The 13990-nt window shown below is 46.4% G+C and carries 15 protein-coding genes, 1 pseudogene and 1 riboswitch; of the genes and pseudogenes, 14 read left to right on the plus strand and 2 right to left on the minus strand.

Annotated elements, in window-relative coordinates:
• Positions 1-43 precede the first annotated feature (43 nt).
• The gene (locus E8L90_RS27245) at positions 44-763 is read left to right on the plus strand and encodes a DUF421 domain-containing protein (protein ID WP_137032408.1); all 720 of its coding nucleotides are present in this window, start codon (positions 44-46) and stop codon (positions 761-763) included.
• Between the two features lie 47 nt (positions 764-810).
• On the opposite strand, the gene E8L90_RS27250 is transcribed toward E8L90_RS27245, so the two are convergent.
• The gene (locus E8L90_RS27250) at positions 811-2064 is read right to left on the minus strand and encodes an ATP-binding protein (protein ID WP_167497624.1); all 1254 of its coding nucleotides are present in this window, start codon (positions 2062-2064) and stop codon (positions 811-813) included.
• 202 nt (positions 2065-2266) lie between these two features.
• Positions 2267-2386, plus strand: a riboswitch (SAM riboswitch).
• 93 nt (positions 2387-2479) lie between these two features.
• Between E8L90_RS27250 and E8L90_RS27255 the strand changes: the two genes are divergently transcribed.
• From E8L90_RS27255 to E8L90_RS27325, 13 genes and pseudogenes are all read left to right on the plus strand, one after another.
• Positions 2480-3502, plus strand: a complete 1023-nt coding sequence (locus tag E8L90_RS27255) for a sugar ABC transporter substrate-binding protein (RefSeq protein ID WP_137032411.1) — start codon at positions 2480-2482, stop codon at positions 3500-3502.
• Between the two features lie 93 nt (positions 3503-3595).
• Positions 3596-5086, plus strand: coding sequence for a sugar ABC transporter ATP-binding protein (locus tag E8L90_RS27260; protein WP_137032413.1), 1491 nt, complete (start codon positions 3596-3598; stop codon positions 5084-5086).
• Position 5087: 1 nt separating this feature from the next.
• On the plus strand, positions 5088-6086 hold the full coding sequence (locus E8L90_RS27265; protein ID WP_137032415.1) for an ABC transporter permease: 999 nt from the start codon (positions 5088-5090) through the stop codon (positions 6084-6086).
• Between the two features lie 637 nt (positions 6087-6723).
• Positions 6724-8247 carry a YcdB/YcdC domain-containing protein gene (locus E8L90_RS27275; RefSeq protein ID WP_137032417.1) on the plus strand — a complete coding sequence of 508 codons (1524 nt, stop codon included), beginning with the start codon at positions 6724-6726 and terminating at the stop codon, positions 8245-8247.
• A 327-nt stretch (positions 8248-8574) separates the two neighbouring features.
• A complete protein-coding gene (locus E8L90_RS27285; RefSeq protein WP_137032421.1) occupies positions 8575-8904 on the plus strand; it encodes a DUF2085 domain-containing protein in 330 nt (109 codons plus the stop codon).
• Positions 8905-8998: 94 nt separating this feature from the next.
• Positions 8999-9814 (plus strand): alpha/beta fold hydrolase, encoded by an 816-nt coding sequence (locus tag E8L90_RS27290; protein WP_137032423.1) that lies wholly within the window; start codon positions 8999-9001, stop codon positions 9812-9814.
• A 131-nt stretch (positions 9815-9945) separates the two neighbouring features.
• On the plus strand, positions 9946-10689 hold the full coding sequence (gene map, locus E8L90_RS27295; RefSeq protein ID WP_137032425.1) for a type I methionyl aminopeptidase: 744 nt from the start codon (positions 9946-9948) through the stop codon (positions 10687-10689).
• Positions 10690-10813: 124 nt separating this feature from the next.
• The gene (locus tag E8L90_RS27300) at positions 10814-11371 is read left to right on the plus strand and encodes a DNA-3-methyladenine glycosylase I (protein ID WP_137032427.1); all 558 of its coding nucleotides are present in this window, start codon (positions 10814-10816) and stop codon (positions 11369-11371) included.
• A 65-nt stretch (positions 11372-11436) separates the two neighbouring features.
• A pseudogene (locus E8L90_RS31275) lies at positions 11437-11780 on the plus strand (DinB family protein); the annotation flags it as partial.
• Positions 11781-12171: 391 nt separating this feature from the next.
• Positions 12172-12321: a hypothetical protein gene (locus E8L90_RS31020; RefSeq protein ID WP_244297419.1), complete on the plus strand. Its 150-nt coding sequence runs from the start codon at positions 12172-12174 to the stop codon at positions 12319-12321.
• A gap of 37 nt (positions 12322-12358) precedes the next feature.
• Entirely contained in the window at positions 12359-12586 is a 228-nt protein-coding gene (locus E8L90_RS27315; RefSeq protein ID WP_137032428.1) for a hypothetical protein, read from the plus strand.
• Positions 12583-12780, plus strand: coding sequence for a hypothetical protein (locus E8L90_RS27320; RefSeq protein WP_137032430.1), 198 nt, complete (start codon positions 12583-12585; stop codon positions 12778-12780). Before E8L90_RS27315 ends, E8L90_RS27320 begins: the two co-directional genes overlap by 4 nt.
• Before the next feature lie 250 nt (positions 12781-13030).
• A complete protein-coding gene (locus tag E8L90_RS27325) occupies positions 13031-13684 on the plus strand; it encodes a hypothetical protein (protein ID WP_137032432.1) in 654 nt (217 codons plus the stop codon).
• A gap of 142 nt (positions 13685-13826) precedes the next feature.
• On the opposite strand, the gene E8L90_RS29985 is transcribed toward E8L90_RS27325, so the two are convergent.
• Entirely contained in the window at positions 13827-13979 is a 153-nt protein-coding gene (locus tag E8L90_RS29985; protein ID WP_162309122.1) for a hypothetical protein, read from the minus strand.
• Between the last annotated feature and the right edge of the window lie 11 nt (positions 13980-13990).

The raw sequence follows: 13990 nt of genomic DNA on the forward strand, positions 1-13990 counted from the left end.
CCTTCCCAGAAATTGCATAGTAAAGCGTGAGGGAGGGACAAACGTGGAAGGATTCGGAGAAACCATGATCGTCATCGGGCGCGTATGTACGATTATTCCTTTATTACTGATCATCACTTTATTCATGGGCAAGCGCTCGATTGGGGAGCTGCCGGTTTTTGACTTTATCATCATTATTACTTTGGGCTCAGTGGCAGGGGCTGACATTGCAGAGCCAGATGTCCGGCATATTTCGATTGCAGTAGCGATTGTGACATTGGGCATCTTGCAACGGGTCGTATCGCAGTTGTCCATTGTCTTTCGCTGGTTTGGCAGAATGGTTACATTTGAGCCGACCGTCATTTTCTACAACGGGACTTTTCACGTCAAAAACCTAAAAAAAATCCGCTATTCGCTCGATAATGTCCTCCATATGCTTCGCGAAAAAGACATTTTTGACCTGGCAGAAATTGATTTGGCCATTATCGAGGCGAACGGTCGGTTGACTGTGCTCAAAAAAGTAGAGCAGCAGTTCGTAACGAAACAGGATTTAAGCGTCCAGACTAATTCTGCGGGAATGTCGTTGCCTGTCGTTGTGGAAGGCAAGATTTATCCGGATGTGCTGTCATACCGGAAACGGGACGAGCAATGGCTTGTGCACGAATTGAAGAAAAAGGGGATCGCGTCCGAACAAGTCTTTCTCGCAACAATCAATCGCCAAAATGAATTGCAGTTCTCCTTAAAAAACGAAAAAGAACCACAAGTACCCCCGTTGCATCATTAGCGATCGAATGGAAAAAGGCACAGTCCCTCTGCAAAACCTGCAAGAAGTTACTGTGCCTTATACGGGAGCATAATGGTGAACTTGGTTCCTACTCGTGGTTTGCTTGATACTTTGACCGTTCCACCAATCGCATGAATGACATGATAGGAATACGTCAATCCAAGACCGGTCCCAGTTGTTTTCGTAGAAAAGTAAATCGTTCCGAGGCGGCTGATCTGTCCTGCATCCATGCCGACGCCGTTATCCTTGATGACCAACAGGGCTTTGTTTCGCTCGATGAGCAAGTCCAGGGAGACTTTTCCGTCCGAAATATCCGAACACGCCTCGATGGCATTTTTGATGAAATTCACCAGCACTTGCTTGAACTCGTCTGAATTGGCCTTGATCGTCACAGGTCTCTCAAAGTCTTGCAGTGTAAGCTCCACGTTATGCATATTGGCAAAGGGGAGCATCACCTCGCGGATGGCTTGCAGATGCTCGCTCACATTAATGATCTCATGCCGTTCCTTGAGCGGCTTAGAAATCGCAAGGTACTCGGTCAAAATAGCTTCTGTCCGTTGGATTTCATCGAGACTGATGCCGATGTATTGATCGACCTTTACCAAATTTTCCGGACATTCCTGTATTAATTTCAAGAACCCTTTGACTGCTGTCAGCGGATTGCGAACCTCGTGTGCGAGCGATGCAGCAACATGGCTCATCGTCTGGATTTTTTCGTTTTGCGCGTGGCGAATAAACAGCTCCTTATCCGAAACACATTTACTGAAAAGCGACATTAATAACCAGAGGCCGAAAAAGTTTTGAATAGGAATCACTATGGTGTAGTAAACGAGGTGTTGAGTTACGTACGTGGGAAAAAAGTAATAAGTAGTCCCTAAAGCAACCGTAGAAAAAATCGCACTCGTCATAAAAAGATACAGTGTTTTCCGATAACTGGCTTTGTAGTGTCGATACAAAAAGAGTGAGAAGACAAAATTGACTATAAGAATCAGCATGGCGACCCATGTTCCTTCGCCACCTAGGTAGTACCGATAAAGCAAGGCTTCAATCAGAAGGAGCAAGGCAATCTCAATTCCGCCATAAACCAGTCCGAAAAGAATGATGACATGTCGGATGTCAAAAAACATGCCAGTCGTGACACTCGGCGCGAAGGTCATCGCGAGAAACATGCAGGCTGAGCTGGTGATGACAATAAAGGAACGGCTGTAGTTCCTCATTTTGTCACGGTAATAAATGTTGAAAAACACAAACGGGATAATGGCGAAAAACAATTGAAGAATGACTTCTTTTAATAGACTCATGTAGCATCCCCATTGCAAATATTTGCTAGGCTTGTATCAATCTACGATAATTCGACAAGACACAACAAAATCCCTCTTGATGTTATAGAAGTAGCTGGAATATTTATCAAGAAAATTCTTTTGGTAAACCTAGTTGACAGATAGGTAATTGCCGGATTATATTCTGTATATACTTATACAAACGTTTCGAAAATAGAAACTACTCTTATCAAGAGAAGGCTGAGGGAATGGCCCTATGAAGCCCGGCAACCTAGCACGAGAGAATGCGTTCTTTCGAGCCAAGGTGCTAACTCCACCAGGTAGAATACCTGACAGATAAGAGGCGAGAATCTTGTCGATTTTTGTCCTCTTTTTCTGTGAAAGAGGATTTTTTGCATTTCTCGAAAGTTTCGTAAAAAAGAGGGGGAGCTTCTCAATGAAAAAGAAACTTGGTCTGATCACATCACTTGTTTTGGCAGCATCTGTTCTTGTGACGGCATGCGGCAGCGGGGCAACAACGGGAACCGGCAGCACAAGCGGCGGTGCTTCGGGAGAGAAGGCGAAGAGAATCGCACTGATCATGCGTCAAAACGTAGGGACGTTCTCCGCACAATACATCAATGGCGTGAAGACAGAGGTGGAGAAAAACGGCGGCGAGTTGACCGTATTCAATGCAGATACCGATCTGGCAAAAATGGCGTCCAACCTCGACGCGGCTGTGAACCAAAAGTTTGATGGTATTCTGATCGACCATGGTACGGCGGAAGCGTTGCAGCAGGGCACACAAAAGGCCGTGGATAAAAAAATCCCGGTTGTCCTGTTTGATACAGACATCAACATTCCGGGTGTGCCAGTTGTGGCGCAGGATGATAACAAATTGGCAGAGCTGAGCCTGGAGAAGCTGGCAGCAGATACAAATGGCAAAGGCAACATCGTAAAAATCTGGGTTGCTGGCTTTGCGCCGATGGAAAAACGCCAAGTCACGTATGAAGCTTTCCAGAAGAAATACCCAGACTTGAAAGAGATTGCTGCCTTCGGTTCTGCTACCAACAATACGGCACTCGATACACAAACGCAGATGGAAGCGATCTTGAAAAAGTATCCCAACAAAGGTGACATCACAGCAGTATGGGCGGCTTGGGATGAATTTGCCAAAGGGGCGACACGTGCTATCCAGCAAGCAGGTCGTACGGAAATCAAAGTATACGCCATCGATTTGAGCGATGAGGATCTGCAAATGATCCAGGCGGAAAACTCTCCGTGGACAGCGACGGCAGCAGTAGACCCATCCAATATCGGACGCATTCATGCCCAAACCGTGTTCCAAAAAATCAAAGGCGAGCAAGTGCCAGACAACGTGAAGCTGAATCCAGTGCTGGTGAAACAGGAAGACCTGCCGAAGGATAAAAAAGTAACGATGGGCGACTTGTCCCAATACGTAAAAGAGTGGGGCAAGTAAGAACCAAACTGGCTTTTCCCGTTGATCTGTATCCGTCAACGGGATTTTTCCTTATAGAGGTTGGAACACGCAGGTAAACAGGAGGTGTGAAACATGTCCACATTGCAGATGAAAGGGATGGCGAAGCAGTTCTCTGGGGTTCCAGCCCTGCGATCCGTCGATTTTGAGGTGCGCGCGGGAGAGGTCCACGCACTGCTCGGTGCCAATGGTGCGGGAAAGAGTACCCTGATGAAAATCCTCACGGGAGCGTATCAGGCAGATGGCGGTACGATCACCATCGATGGACAGGCCGTGTCGATTCAATCTCCGCAGGACGCCAATGCACAGGGCATTCAATGTGTATATCAGGAAGTGGACACCGCCTTGATCCCGTATTTGAGCGTTGCTGAAAACATATTGGCGGGCCAGCTCGTCCAGGCGAAAACCAAGGGACTGATCAACTGGCAGAGCTTGTACAACCAATCAGAGCAGATTTTAAAAAACCTCGGCTTCTCCATTCCGGTGAGGATGCTCGTCGAAGAATGTACGCTGTCGGAAAAGCAATTGATTTTGATTGCACGCGCTACCGTTCAAAAGGCGAAGTACGTCATTTTCGATGAACCGACAGCACCGTTGAGCACGAAGGAGAGCGAGCGGCTGTTTCAAATCATTGCACAGTTGAAAAAAGCCGGAGTCGGGATCATTTATATCTCCCACAGGTTGCCGGAAATCTTTGAAATCTGTGATCGGATCACCATTATGCGCGATGGACAGCATGTCGTGACCACAGAGACGGCGGCTACGAATATGGATGAAGTGATCGCGAACATGCTGGGCAAAAGCTTCGACGAGGAGTTCCCGAAGCTTGCAGTGCCGATTGGCGAAACGATTTTTGAGGCGTCAGGTGTGGCGGGCGGCAAAGTACAAGGAGTCGACTTGCGGGTTCGCACGGGAGAGATCGTGGGCGTCGTCGGTCTGGTTGGGGCAGGGAAGACTGAGCTCGCCCGATTGCTCTTCGGTGCGGACGAGGCAAAGGCTGGAGCCGTTCGACTGCATGGAACACGTGTCCAGCTGCGCTCGCCAAAGGACGCCGTCGATGCAGGAATCGTACTCGTCCCGGAGGAAAGGCGCAAAGAAGGCATTTTCGTAGAGGAGTCCGTGCAGAACAACCTGTCTGTCGCCTCGTTGAAAAAGAAGTCCTGGCTCGGTTTTATCAAAAGAGGGGCGGAAGCAGCTAACGCAAGAGAGCTCGTGCAGCGCCTTGGTGTAAAGACAGCCGATATCAAGCAGCTTGTCGGTTTTCTCAGCGGCGGAAACCAGCAAAAAGTCGCTATCGGCAAATGGCTGGATACAAATGCTCACCTCTTTATGTTTGACGAGCCGACAAAAGGGGTGGATATCGGGGCGAAAAGCGATATTTACCGCCTGATTGGAAATCTTGCTGAGCAGAAAAAGGGTGTCCTGTATTTCTCCTGTGAGTTTCAGGAAGTCATCGGAATCGCAGACCGGATTCTCGTCATGTTCGAGGGCAAGATCGTGAAGGAATTGAGTCGCGAGGAAGCAACACAAGAGCTGATTATGTACTACGCAAGCGGAGGTGAGTAACATGGCAGATAAAAAGTTTAGCTTATTTGATTTTGTTTACAAATACGGAACGGTTGCCGTTATCGTCATTGTCATGTTGTTATTCAGTTTGACCAACCCGTATTTCTTCACATACGACAACTTGACGGACATTCTTCGCTCCATCTCGATTGTGACATTTGTCGCGATTGGCGTTACGTTCTCGCTGATTGTCGGAGGCTTTGATTTGTCTGTAGGATCGACGGTTTCATTGACCACGGTCGTTGCTGCTTCGATGATGGTTTGGTACGAACAAGGAGTTGTCACGACTCTGGTTGTTCCGATTGTACTCAGCTTGCTCGTTGGGCTGGTCAACGCTTTCCTGGTCGTGAAAATCCGCATTCCTGATTTGCTGGCTACTCTGGCGATGCTCTACATCGTCAACGGCATTCATATGACGTATTCCCAAGGCTACTCGATCTACGCAAACATGCCGATGCAGGACGGCTCGCAGGCTCCGGGGAAATTTCAGGAATGGTTCCTCTGGCTGGGCCAAGGGGAAATTCTTTCCGTTCCGGTTCCCGTTATCCTGACCTTTTTACTTGTCGCGATCACGCATGTGTACTTGACCTATACGAGACAGGGGCGGATGCTGTACATGACAGGCGGCAATTTGGAAGCAGCCCGTCTGTCGGGGATTCCTGTGAATCGCTATCGTACCTTGGCTTATGTGCTTTCTGCTCTTTTTGCGGGCTTGGGCGGGATGCTTTTGGCAGCACGGATCGGTACCGGGCAGGTGAGCAGTGGCGGCTCTATGCTGATGGATGCAGTAGCGGCTGCTTTCGTAGGCTTCTCCGTTTTCGGTGCAGGAAAGCCAAACGTATTCGGTACATTTGTGGGAGCCATTCTGATCGGGGTACTCCTCAACGGTATGACGATGCTCAATCTGCCGTATTACGCTTACGATATTATTAAGGGAACGGTTTTGGCGCTTGCCCTGGCTGTGACCTATTATCAACTGCGCAGAAAACGAAACGTTTAGAATCGTAACGTTCTTCTTGCTTTTCTCTCATCAAATTCTCGTCTTCCTATTCCCTTCTCTTTTTGGAAGCTTAGTATTGGTCTTACTCAAGTGAGACAAATGCGAAAGCAAATTCAAATAAAGAGAAGGGATGTTATTTTTATGCGTATACTCGTTGTGCCTTCGGGTTTGTTCTGGCTCTGGCTCTGTTTCTGTCCCAAGAAGAGATAGAACGCCCACTCGCGAGTAAAAAGCTCTCCCTCACCTTGTCCAGCAACGAAAAATATACGGTTGCTGTGATCGGGGCGATGGTCATTTTTTTACGCGTACTGGCAGTGGGGGGATTATCGATATAAGTAAAAAGTTATATCTTTCGTACGAATTACTCTTTGAGCCACATCCAATATTTGTTAAAATCATCTAGATAATGGAGTAAGGCTTAGGAGGAGTAGATGGTGGAGCAGTCTATCGGGTGATCACGAAAAAAGATTCCAAAACAGTAGACGTACGCATACATGCAATTACCAGAAAAGTGCTCTCGACTACCACCATCGACAATAGCTCAACCGATGATGACGATGATGATTAAGATGTAGCATTCAAATAGAGAAAGCCGTCAGGGTCTGCATTGACGGTTTTTTCGTTCGGGAGGGAAATTATGATTACATATCCAACGGAAGCAGTTCGGGAGACGATGGAGAGATGGTTTGGCTTGTTTCCTCGTTTGCGTGAAATATCTCCTGTGAAAATCAGAACGGACGATAAATGGAGAACTTGTGAGATAAAAGTAGGTCATGATGATACAGAACTGGAAATAGACAAAGAAACGGGTTGTGTGATGGAGTTCCAACTAGATAGAGCGTACCGAGAGTCGCTTGCTTCTGGCGAGCGGCTCGATGCCGAGTCAGTAACTGCGCGTGCCATAGAAGTGGCGGAAAAACTATATGGGGATCATCTGAAAGAGATGGTGAGAGACAATACAGCCAACCTAAGAGAGTATCGTGAGACCAAACAATGGGAGCTGTACTATCGTTATTTTTTTCATGGGATTCCCCTATCAGGAGTACATCTGCGAATAGCTTTGGACGAGTTCGGAAATTTGGTCAGCATCTATTACCGCGGATTTCATGATTTTGATCGAAAAAATAAACCGACTATGCCGCAAATCATAACAAAGGATGAGGCGAAACAAGCGTACCTAGCTTTATTCCAGAAAAACATGATGCTTATATGCGATGAAGAAGATGAAGGGAAGCTCACGTACATCCCTGATGAGGTACCGCTGGACTATGTCGTCATTCATGCGGAGACAGGACAAATAGCAAAGACAGTCATCGGGGGCAGACGACTTGTAGAAAAACACTCCGAGGTCATTCCGGTAGTTGCCCAAGGAGAATCTATTTTTTTCACAGACATTCGGGAGATCGAGCTGTGGCTGAAGGAACATTTTCAAATAGATGTAACTCACGCAGAGATTAAAAGAGCGACAGTCGTGACTCCAAATGAGGATGGATTAACTTTCTATCCAAGGAGTGGATCTTTTAGATTTGTTGACGCTGCCGCAAACCCTGACTGGCCACCTACTATTCATTATTACTGGCCTTTACCAGAAGATGAGGACGCTGAAACCATTTACGATCCGGATTTTGTATGCGTTACACTCAATCAAACGACCAACGAGTTACTTGCCTTTACCGTTAATCAAAAAATGGAATATGAAACGCCACGACTATCATTCCAAGATGCGTTGCAAATTGCAAAGAGCTTTTTGGAGAAATACATCGAGCGGGGAATTACTGAGCTTCACTATTACGAGCTTTGTTATTTGCGTGGTACCGGAAATACCTATTACTTCTATGAGCGCAGACAAGGGATCGTTCTCACCAATCGAGTTTACAACGTAAAAGTGAATCCTTGGACAGGCAAGGTAACGGGTTTTTACAAGCACGATGTACGCAAAAACAAAGAGATTCCCGATTTGGTCGCTTGTGTTTCTGCTCGGGAAGCCGCGGAGAGTTTCTTACGCTTATTTGATGTGGAACTGGAATATGTGCAAGTTGAGGACAGAGATACAAATAGGCGGGCTAAAGCTCCTGTTCCGATCCCCGTTTATCGGCTTACATACAAACGCACAGAGCGGTATAAATATGTGGACGCCATAACAAATCAGCCGGGGCGATGATTTCACCCCGATCGTAACGCACAGTGAAACTGCAGATACGCTTTCGCGTAGAAAGAAGGGAAGGGAGAGGGTGTATCTGTTTTTTGTTGGATTAACGCTTTGCATGATTGCATGGATAGCGGGAGGCGTATTTCTGTATCAAGGGGATTATATAACAGGAGGAGTCTTGCTCATACTTGGTCTGCTTGTCTTGATTAGCATGATCCTCTATTATTCGACAAACCGGAAAAAGCGTAAAAATTGTTCGCCAGATTGCAGCTATCTTCCCGTTGATTGTCCGAATTGTGATGCACCCGATTGCGATTGCAAGCCAGATTGTGGGAGTTGATGAAGATGAATACGGAGTGGATTCCCTGTCATCGGCGATCAGATCGTTCCTTATATATCTGTGGTAAGAAAATGCCGCTATGTGCCAGGTGTGTTTCAATATTAGCGGGATACTTACTGGCGCCTGTTTTTGCAGGAATGCATATCGTGACCTCTTACTATTTGATTGGATTCCTGTTAGTGCCGATGCTGATTGATGGCTTTACCCAACAATGGAAGTGGCGAACAAGCAATAACAAGCTGAGATTTTTCACAGGGTTCAGTTTTGGAATCGGACAGTCTTTACTCATATCCAATGTCGTTTGGTTTTTGGTAGAGAGACTCGCGTGAAGCGATATGCCTCTCTGTACACAAAAATTTCAATATTATGCTAATCCTTTCACCTGTGACATCCCTCCTATATAATATTGGTGGGGGGATATTAGTGATCCATTATAAGACATACATACGTGGTGAAGATTACGAATGGGTGACTTTTGTCCATGGGGCAGGGGGAAGCTCGTCGATCTGGTATAAGCAACTGAAAGCATACAAAGAGAATTTCAATGTTCTTCTAGTAGATATGCGTGGTCACGGAAAATCTAAGAACATCCCAGGCAAACTGTTTCAAACATACACCTTTGATGATGTCAGCAGAGATATCATTGAGGTCTTGGATCAGGTAAAAATCGTTTCTACCCATTTTGTGGGGATTTCCTTGGGGACGATCATTGTGCAGATTATTTCGGAGCAGGCCCCAGAGAGAATGCGCTCGATGGTTTTAGCAGGGGCTGTGACACACATGAACGTAAGGTCGCAGGTGCTAATTACGCTGGGGAATATGGTCAAGCATTTCATCCCGTACATGTGGCTGTATCGACTGTTTGCCTGGGTGATCATGCCGAGCAAGCGTCATAAAGAGTCGCGCTCCTTGTTTATTCGCGAAGCCAAAAAGCTCTGTCAAAAGGAATTCAAGAGATGGTTCAAGCTAACGAAAGGTATTAATGGTTTCTTAGGAACTCTCTTTGATAAAGAGCCTCCCATTCCTACCTTGTTCATCATGGGTAACGAAGACCATATGTTTTTGCCCTTCGTCCAAATGCGTGTGAAAAAAAGGCAATATGCACAGTTGAGTCTAGTCGCTGACTGCGGTCATGTCGTCAATGTCGATCAGCCGGAAGAATTTAACCGAATCTCCATCGGGTTTATTCAAAAGCAGTCGACAATAGCGCAAGGAATGTATGCATGGAATCCAGCATAGCTTCGTAAGATAAGAGCCACAGAGGATGCTTCTGGGGTTCTTTGTTGTTTTTGCTTCGGTTGCGATTGGCGAAGAAAAATGTTCCAATGGAGGAATAGGGAAATAATTACACTCGAGACAGGAGGGAACACATGTCGATTCAAAATGAACATGATTTGATCTGTTTGAAGCGGATCGGTAGCATTGTGGCAGAAGCAAGAGAAGCGATGATAAAAGCAGTGCGGGCAAGCGTGACGACAAAAGAACTCGACCGGATTGGCGGAGAGATCTTGGCCAAATACGGAGCGCGATCTGCACCGAATATCACGTATGATTTTCCAGGGCATACGTGCATTAGTGTCAATCACATTGTTGCGCACGGCATCCCCGATGATACAGTTCTGCAAAATGGCGATATCATCAATATTGATGTCTCGGCGGAACTGGATGGATATTTTGCCGACACAGGTGCTTCAATCGTGGTAGGGGAAGGCGAGCCCAAGATGCAATCCTTATGCGAATGCGCCGAGGAGTCACTGTACAAGGCATTAGATGCAGCAAAGGCGGGATCGAAGCTAAGCCAGATTGGTCGCATTGTTCACCAGGAGGCCAGGAAAAAAGGCTTTACAGTGGTCAAAAACCTTACGGGCCACGGCATCGGCAAAAGCTTGCATGAAGAGCCTGCTTACATTTTGAATTATTATGATAAGAAGGATAGACGCTTGCTCACAGAAGGTCTCGTGTTGGCAGTTGAAACATTCATTTCAACGGGGACGGAATATGTGGAGGATGGCAAGGATGGTTGGGCGATCATTGCACCTGATAAGAGCTATGTCGCTCAATACGAGCATACCATCGTTGTGACGAAGGGGAAGCCAATTATTTTAACAGCTTGATTGCAGGGAGACCTCAGGTTATTGAGGTCTTTTTTTGTGAAGAAAAACTTGCAGAATAGCCAATGATTGTATATTCTAATATATAGGAATATACGTTCGTGTTATGTGGAGGAGGTTTCTTTCCATGAATCGGTGCGGCTGGGTGAATCAGGACCCTATTTATATGGATTATCACGATCACGAGTGGGGAGTTCCTGTCTATGAGGATCGTTTGCTCTTTGAATATTTGAATTTGGAAGGCGCTCAAGCTGGACTGAGCTGGTACACGATCCTGAAGAAGCGGGAAAATTATCGAATAGCGTTTGATAACTTTGAAGCGGAGAAAATCGTTCAATACGATGAAGCCAAGATCGAGCAATTGCTGACAGACGAAGGCATCGTTCGAAACAGGCTGAAGATTCGCGGTGTCGTGAAGAACGCCCACGCGTATTTGCGGATTGTGGAGGAGTTTGGGTCCTTTAGCAGCTATCTTTGGGCGTTTGTAGGCGGGAAGCCGATTCATAATCATTTTCAGGAAATGAAGGATGTGCCTGCTTCTACCGAAATTAGCGACAAGATGAGCAAGGACTTGAAAAAGCGCGGTTTTACTTTTGTCGGTTCAACCATTTGCTATGCCTTTATGCAAGCAGTCGGCATGGTCAATGATCACGTAGCGACATGTGATCTCTATCAAAAAAACTAGGACGAGCATACGGAGAGGGAAGTATGGCATGAACGAAAATGATCTCTTAATCATAAACTTTGAGAATGATTCGCCATGTCATTGATGGTGAGTTTTTGTATCACCAGATTTTGATCCAACGGGGAAGCGCCGCCTTGTCTGACATCGCCAATCCGTATGAAACCAAAGAGTTTTCGAGCGTAGAAGAAGATTTGGCCTTTGCGAAGCCGTATCGAGAAGAATTTCTCCGCTTCGTCAGAGGGCTGTCCAAGAGCGACTTGGAAAGTGCATCGATCGATCCGATGTAGGCTATATCCGCACCCTTGGAGACATGCTGCTACGAATCGCCTATCATGAGTCGGTACGTACCGGTCAACTGCTAAATTATATGAGAATGATGGGCGTTGAACGTCCGGATATTTGGGATTAGGTGTGTGGGAAAGATAGAGAAGCAAGCTAGCTCTTCTGTTGTGAATGGGAGAGGGGCTTGCTTTTTTATTTTTAATGGTCCTTCTTCATTTAAGATGTTTCTTGCATGATGGGCAGATAAAATCAAAAAGTATGAGAATTATGTACTTTTATGGAGTAGGGACAGTAGTTGTATAAGGATAATTCAATAACTTCCACACAGGCACGATTTCCACTTGATATCGTGTTTTTTGTTGTCTTCTTTGAAGTTTATGCAGAGGATCGATCGGAAAAATCATCTCCGAAAATTTGGTAGAAAGAACTTGAACTTATCATCGTAGTATGAGATACTTGTACTATAAAGAGAACGAACGTTCCTATTTCGCGGATGAAAAAGACAGAAGGTGAAGCAAGTGACAGATGAGCAGTTGAAAGAGCATTGCAGAAAAGTGCTCAAGAGGATTGCTTGGCGATTGCAGTACGCCGCCAAGAAGCGTTTGTACAGGGAGACGGTGATCAAAGAGGGAATGCGGGGAACGGAAACGATCGAGGACAACAGGTAGCCCAAAAACTGAATATGACCAGACAAGGAGTGAGTAAATGCAAAAACAAATATTTGCGCCAATTGGCCGAGAAGCTGACTCGTTCAGCCTGATCCTCCAAAAAGCACAGACAGGGGATAATCGGGCCGTACTGTCGATCCTCGACTTTCTGCTCCCCGACATGGAGTACCTTGCTTCTTTTATCAAACTACCTCGCGAAGAGAGCATGCAAGAAATGAAAACAGCCATGCTCGAAGCAATCCGCAGTGGAGAAGTGATGCTATGATGACGATTGATTACGTTCAGGTTCTCGGGGTTGTCGTGTGCTTCCTTGCTTTGATCGTCACGTTTAAGCAGGTGGATTTGCAGATTCGGATTAACAATCTGTTCAACCTGCAATTAAAGGCAAACAAAGAGAAAAAGAAAGAGCAGCTGGAACAAAAAAAGGAGACTCCGACTGACGATCGGAATCCCCATTGAATGCTTGGGGCAAAGAATACAACTGGTGAGTGTCCTCTTTGCCCCCTTTCATTATACAAGAAAATAATGATGCAAAGGAGATACGTACGAAATGATAGAAGCAGCATTAATCGGAGCAGCTGTTTTATTGGTCGGAGTCATTATCGGACAGATCGGTTTGTCTCAAAGATTAAGAAAAGGCGCAAGAGTCAACGAAAACCGTTAAGCAATCATACAGACTTCATATATATGACCGAGGGGGAATAGTGCCTTGATCAGCAGAGAAATTTTCATGGAAGCAGTATGCGAGGTGTGTCCGGCAACGTGCTGGGGAAAGAAATCACATTGCCAGGTTCATGATAAGCACGTAGGAAAAATCGATTCTTGCCCGGAGTGGGACAAGTACATGCGGGATCAAAAAGCAAAGGGGCAACAAAAGACAGTGTCCACTAGAAAAGAAGGCTTCGCCCGACCAAGTGAGCAAGCACCCATCGTAGATTTTCTACAGAAAGCCGAGGAAGAAATCCGCGACTACAATTACATGCAGATCGAGATCGTCCGTATCCAGCGCTTTTTGCGCGAGGTGGGGGAAGGAATGGTCTCTCAGTACGGATTGGATGCAGGCATGCCAAAAGGAAAGGGCACCACGGGAGATCGGACGCATGCGGAGGTGGCACGCCGGGAGCGAAAGTGGAAGAGGCTGCAAAATTTGCAGGATAAAATCGAGCGGATTAACAAAGCAGTAGAGACGATTCCGGGGGAGCAGGAACGCTTGATAGTCGAAGCTTTGCTGGATGGCGACAAGAACAATCTGATTGCCAAAGAAATCGGGGTGTCCCGACAGCGCTATTATGAAATCAAGCGCAATGCCGTGATGAAGATGGCATGGGCGATGTATGGCGATCAGGCTCAGCAGACTGGATGATGAAAAATAGAGCCCGGCTGAATAGACGAGAAGCTGTCTGATGATGACAGCTTCTTTTCATTTTCGCAAGCATGTTGAGGCTGACAAAGGTTGACACTTCTTTACACATCGGGTCATTTTCCCAGTTTTTCCTCCAGATCGGTTATACTTGAGTCAAGCGAAACAAGTAAGAGAGATACGAGCCATCCGATGAAGCTGTCGGGTGGCTTTTTATGTACGCCGCCGACTCTAATGTCCGGCGAGCGGGGAAAACGGCGATTGGCGCCGCCATTCGATGTTGCGAGTTCAAAGCCATAGGCTACTCGC

The organism is Brevibacillus antibioticus, assembly GCF_005217615.1.
GTDB lineage: Bacteria > Bacillota > Bacilli > Brevibacillales > Brevibacillaceae > Brevibacillus > Brevibacillus antibioticus.

Excerpts from the sequence above, each read along its gene's own strand:
- E8L90_RS27250 (WP_167497624.1), bottom strand. The coding sequence starts at position 2,064 with ATGAGTCTATTAAAAGAAGTCATTCTTCAATTGTTTTTCGCCATTATC.
- E8L90_RS27255 (WP_137032411.1), top strand. The coding sequence starts at position 2,480 with ATGAAAAAGAAACTTGGTCTGATCACATCACTTGTTTTGGCAGCATCT.
- E8L90_RS27260 (WP_137032413.1), top strand. The coding sequence starts at position 3,596 with ATGTCCACATTGCAGATGAAAGGGATGGCGAAGCAGTTCTCTGGGGTT.
- E8L90_RS27265 (WP_137032415.1), top strand. The coding sequence starts at position 5,088 with ATGGCAGATAAAAAGTTTAGCTTATTTGATTTTGTTTACAAATACGGA.
- E8L90_RS27275 (WP_137032417.1), top strand. The coding sequence starts at position 6,724 with ATGATTACATATCCAACGGAAGCAGTTCGGGAGACGATGGAGAGATGG.
- E8L90_RS27285 (WP_137032421.1), top strand. The coding sequence starts at position 8,575 with ATGAAGATGAATACGGAGTGGATTCCCTGTCATCGGCGATCAGATCGT.
- map (WP_137032425.1), top strand. The coding sequence starts at position 9,946 with ATGTCGATTCAAAATGAACATGATTTGATCTGTTTGAAGCGGATCGGT.
- E8L90_RS27300 (WP_137032427.1), top strand. The coding sequence starts at position 10,814 with ATGAATCGGTGCGGCTGGGTGAATCAGGACCCTATTTATATGGATTAT.
- E8L90_RS27315 (WP_137032428.1), top strand. The coding sequence starts at position 12,359 with ATGCAAAAACAAATATTTGCGCCAATTGGCCGAGAAGCTGACTCGTTC.
- E8L90_RS27320 (WP_137032430.1), top strand. The coding sequence starts at position 12,583 with ATGATGACGATTGATTACGTTCAGGTTCTCGGGGTTGTCGTGTGCTTC.
- E8L90_RS29985 (WP_162309122.1), bottom strand. The coding sequence starts at position 13,979 with ATGGCTTTGAACTCGCAACATCGAATGGCGGCGCCAATCGCCGTTTTC.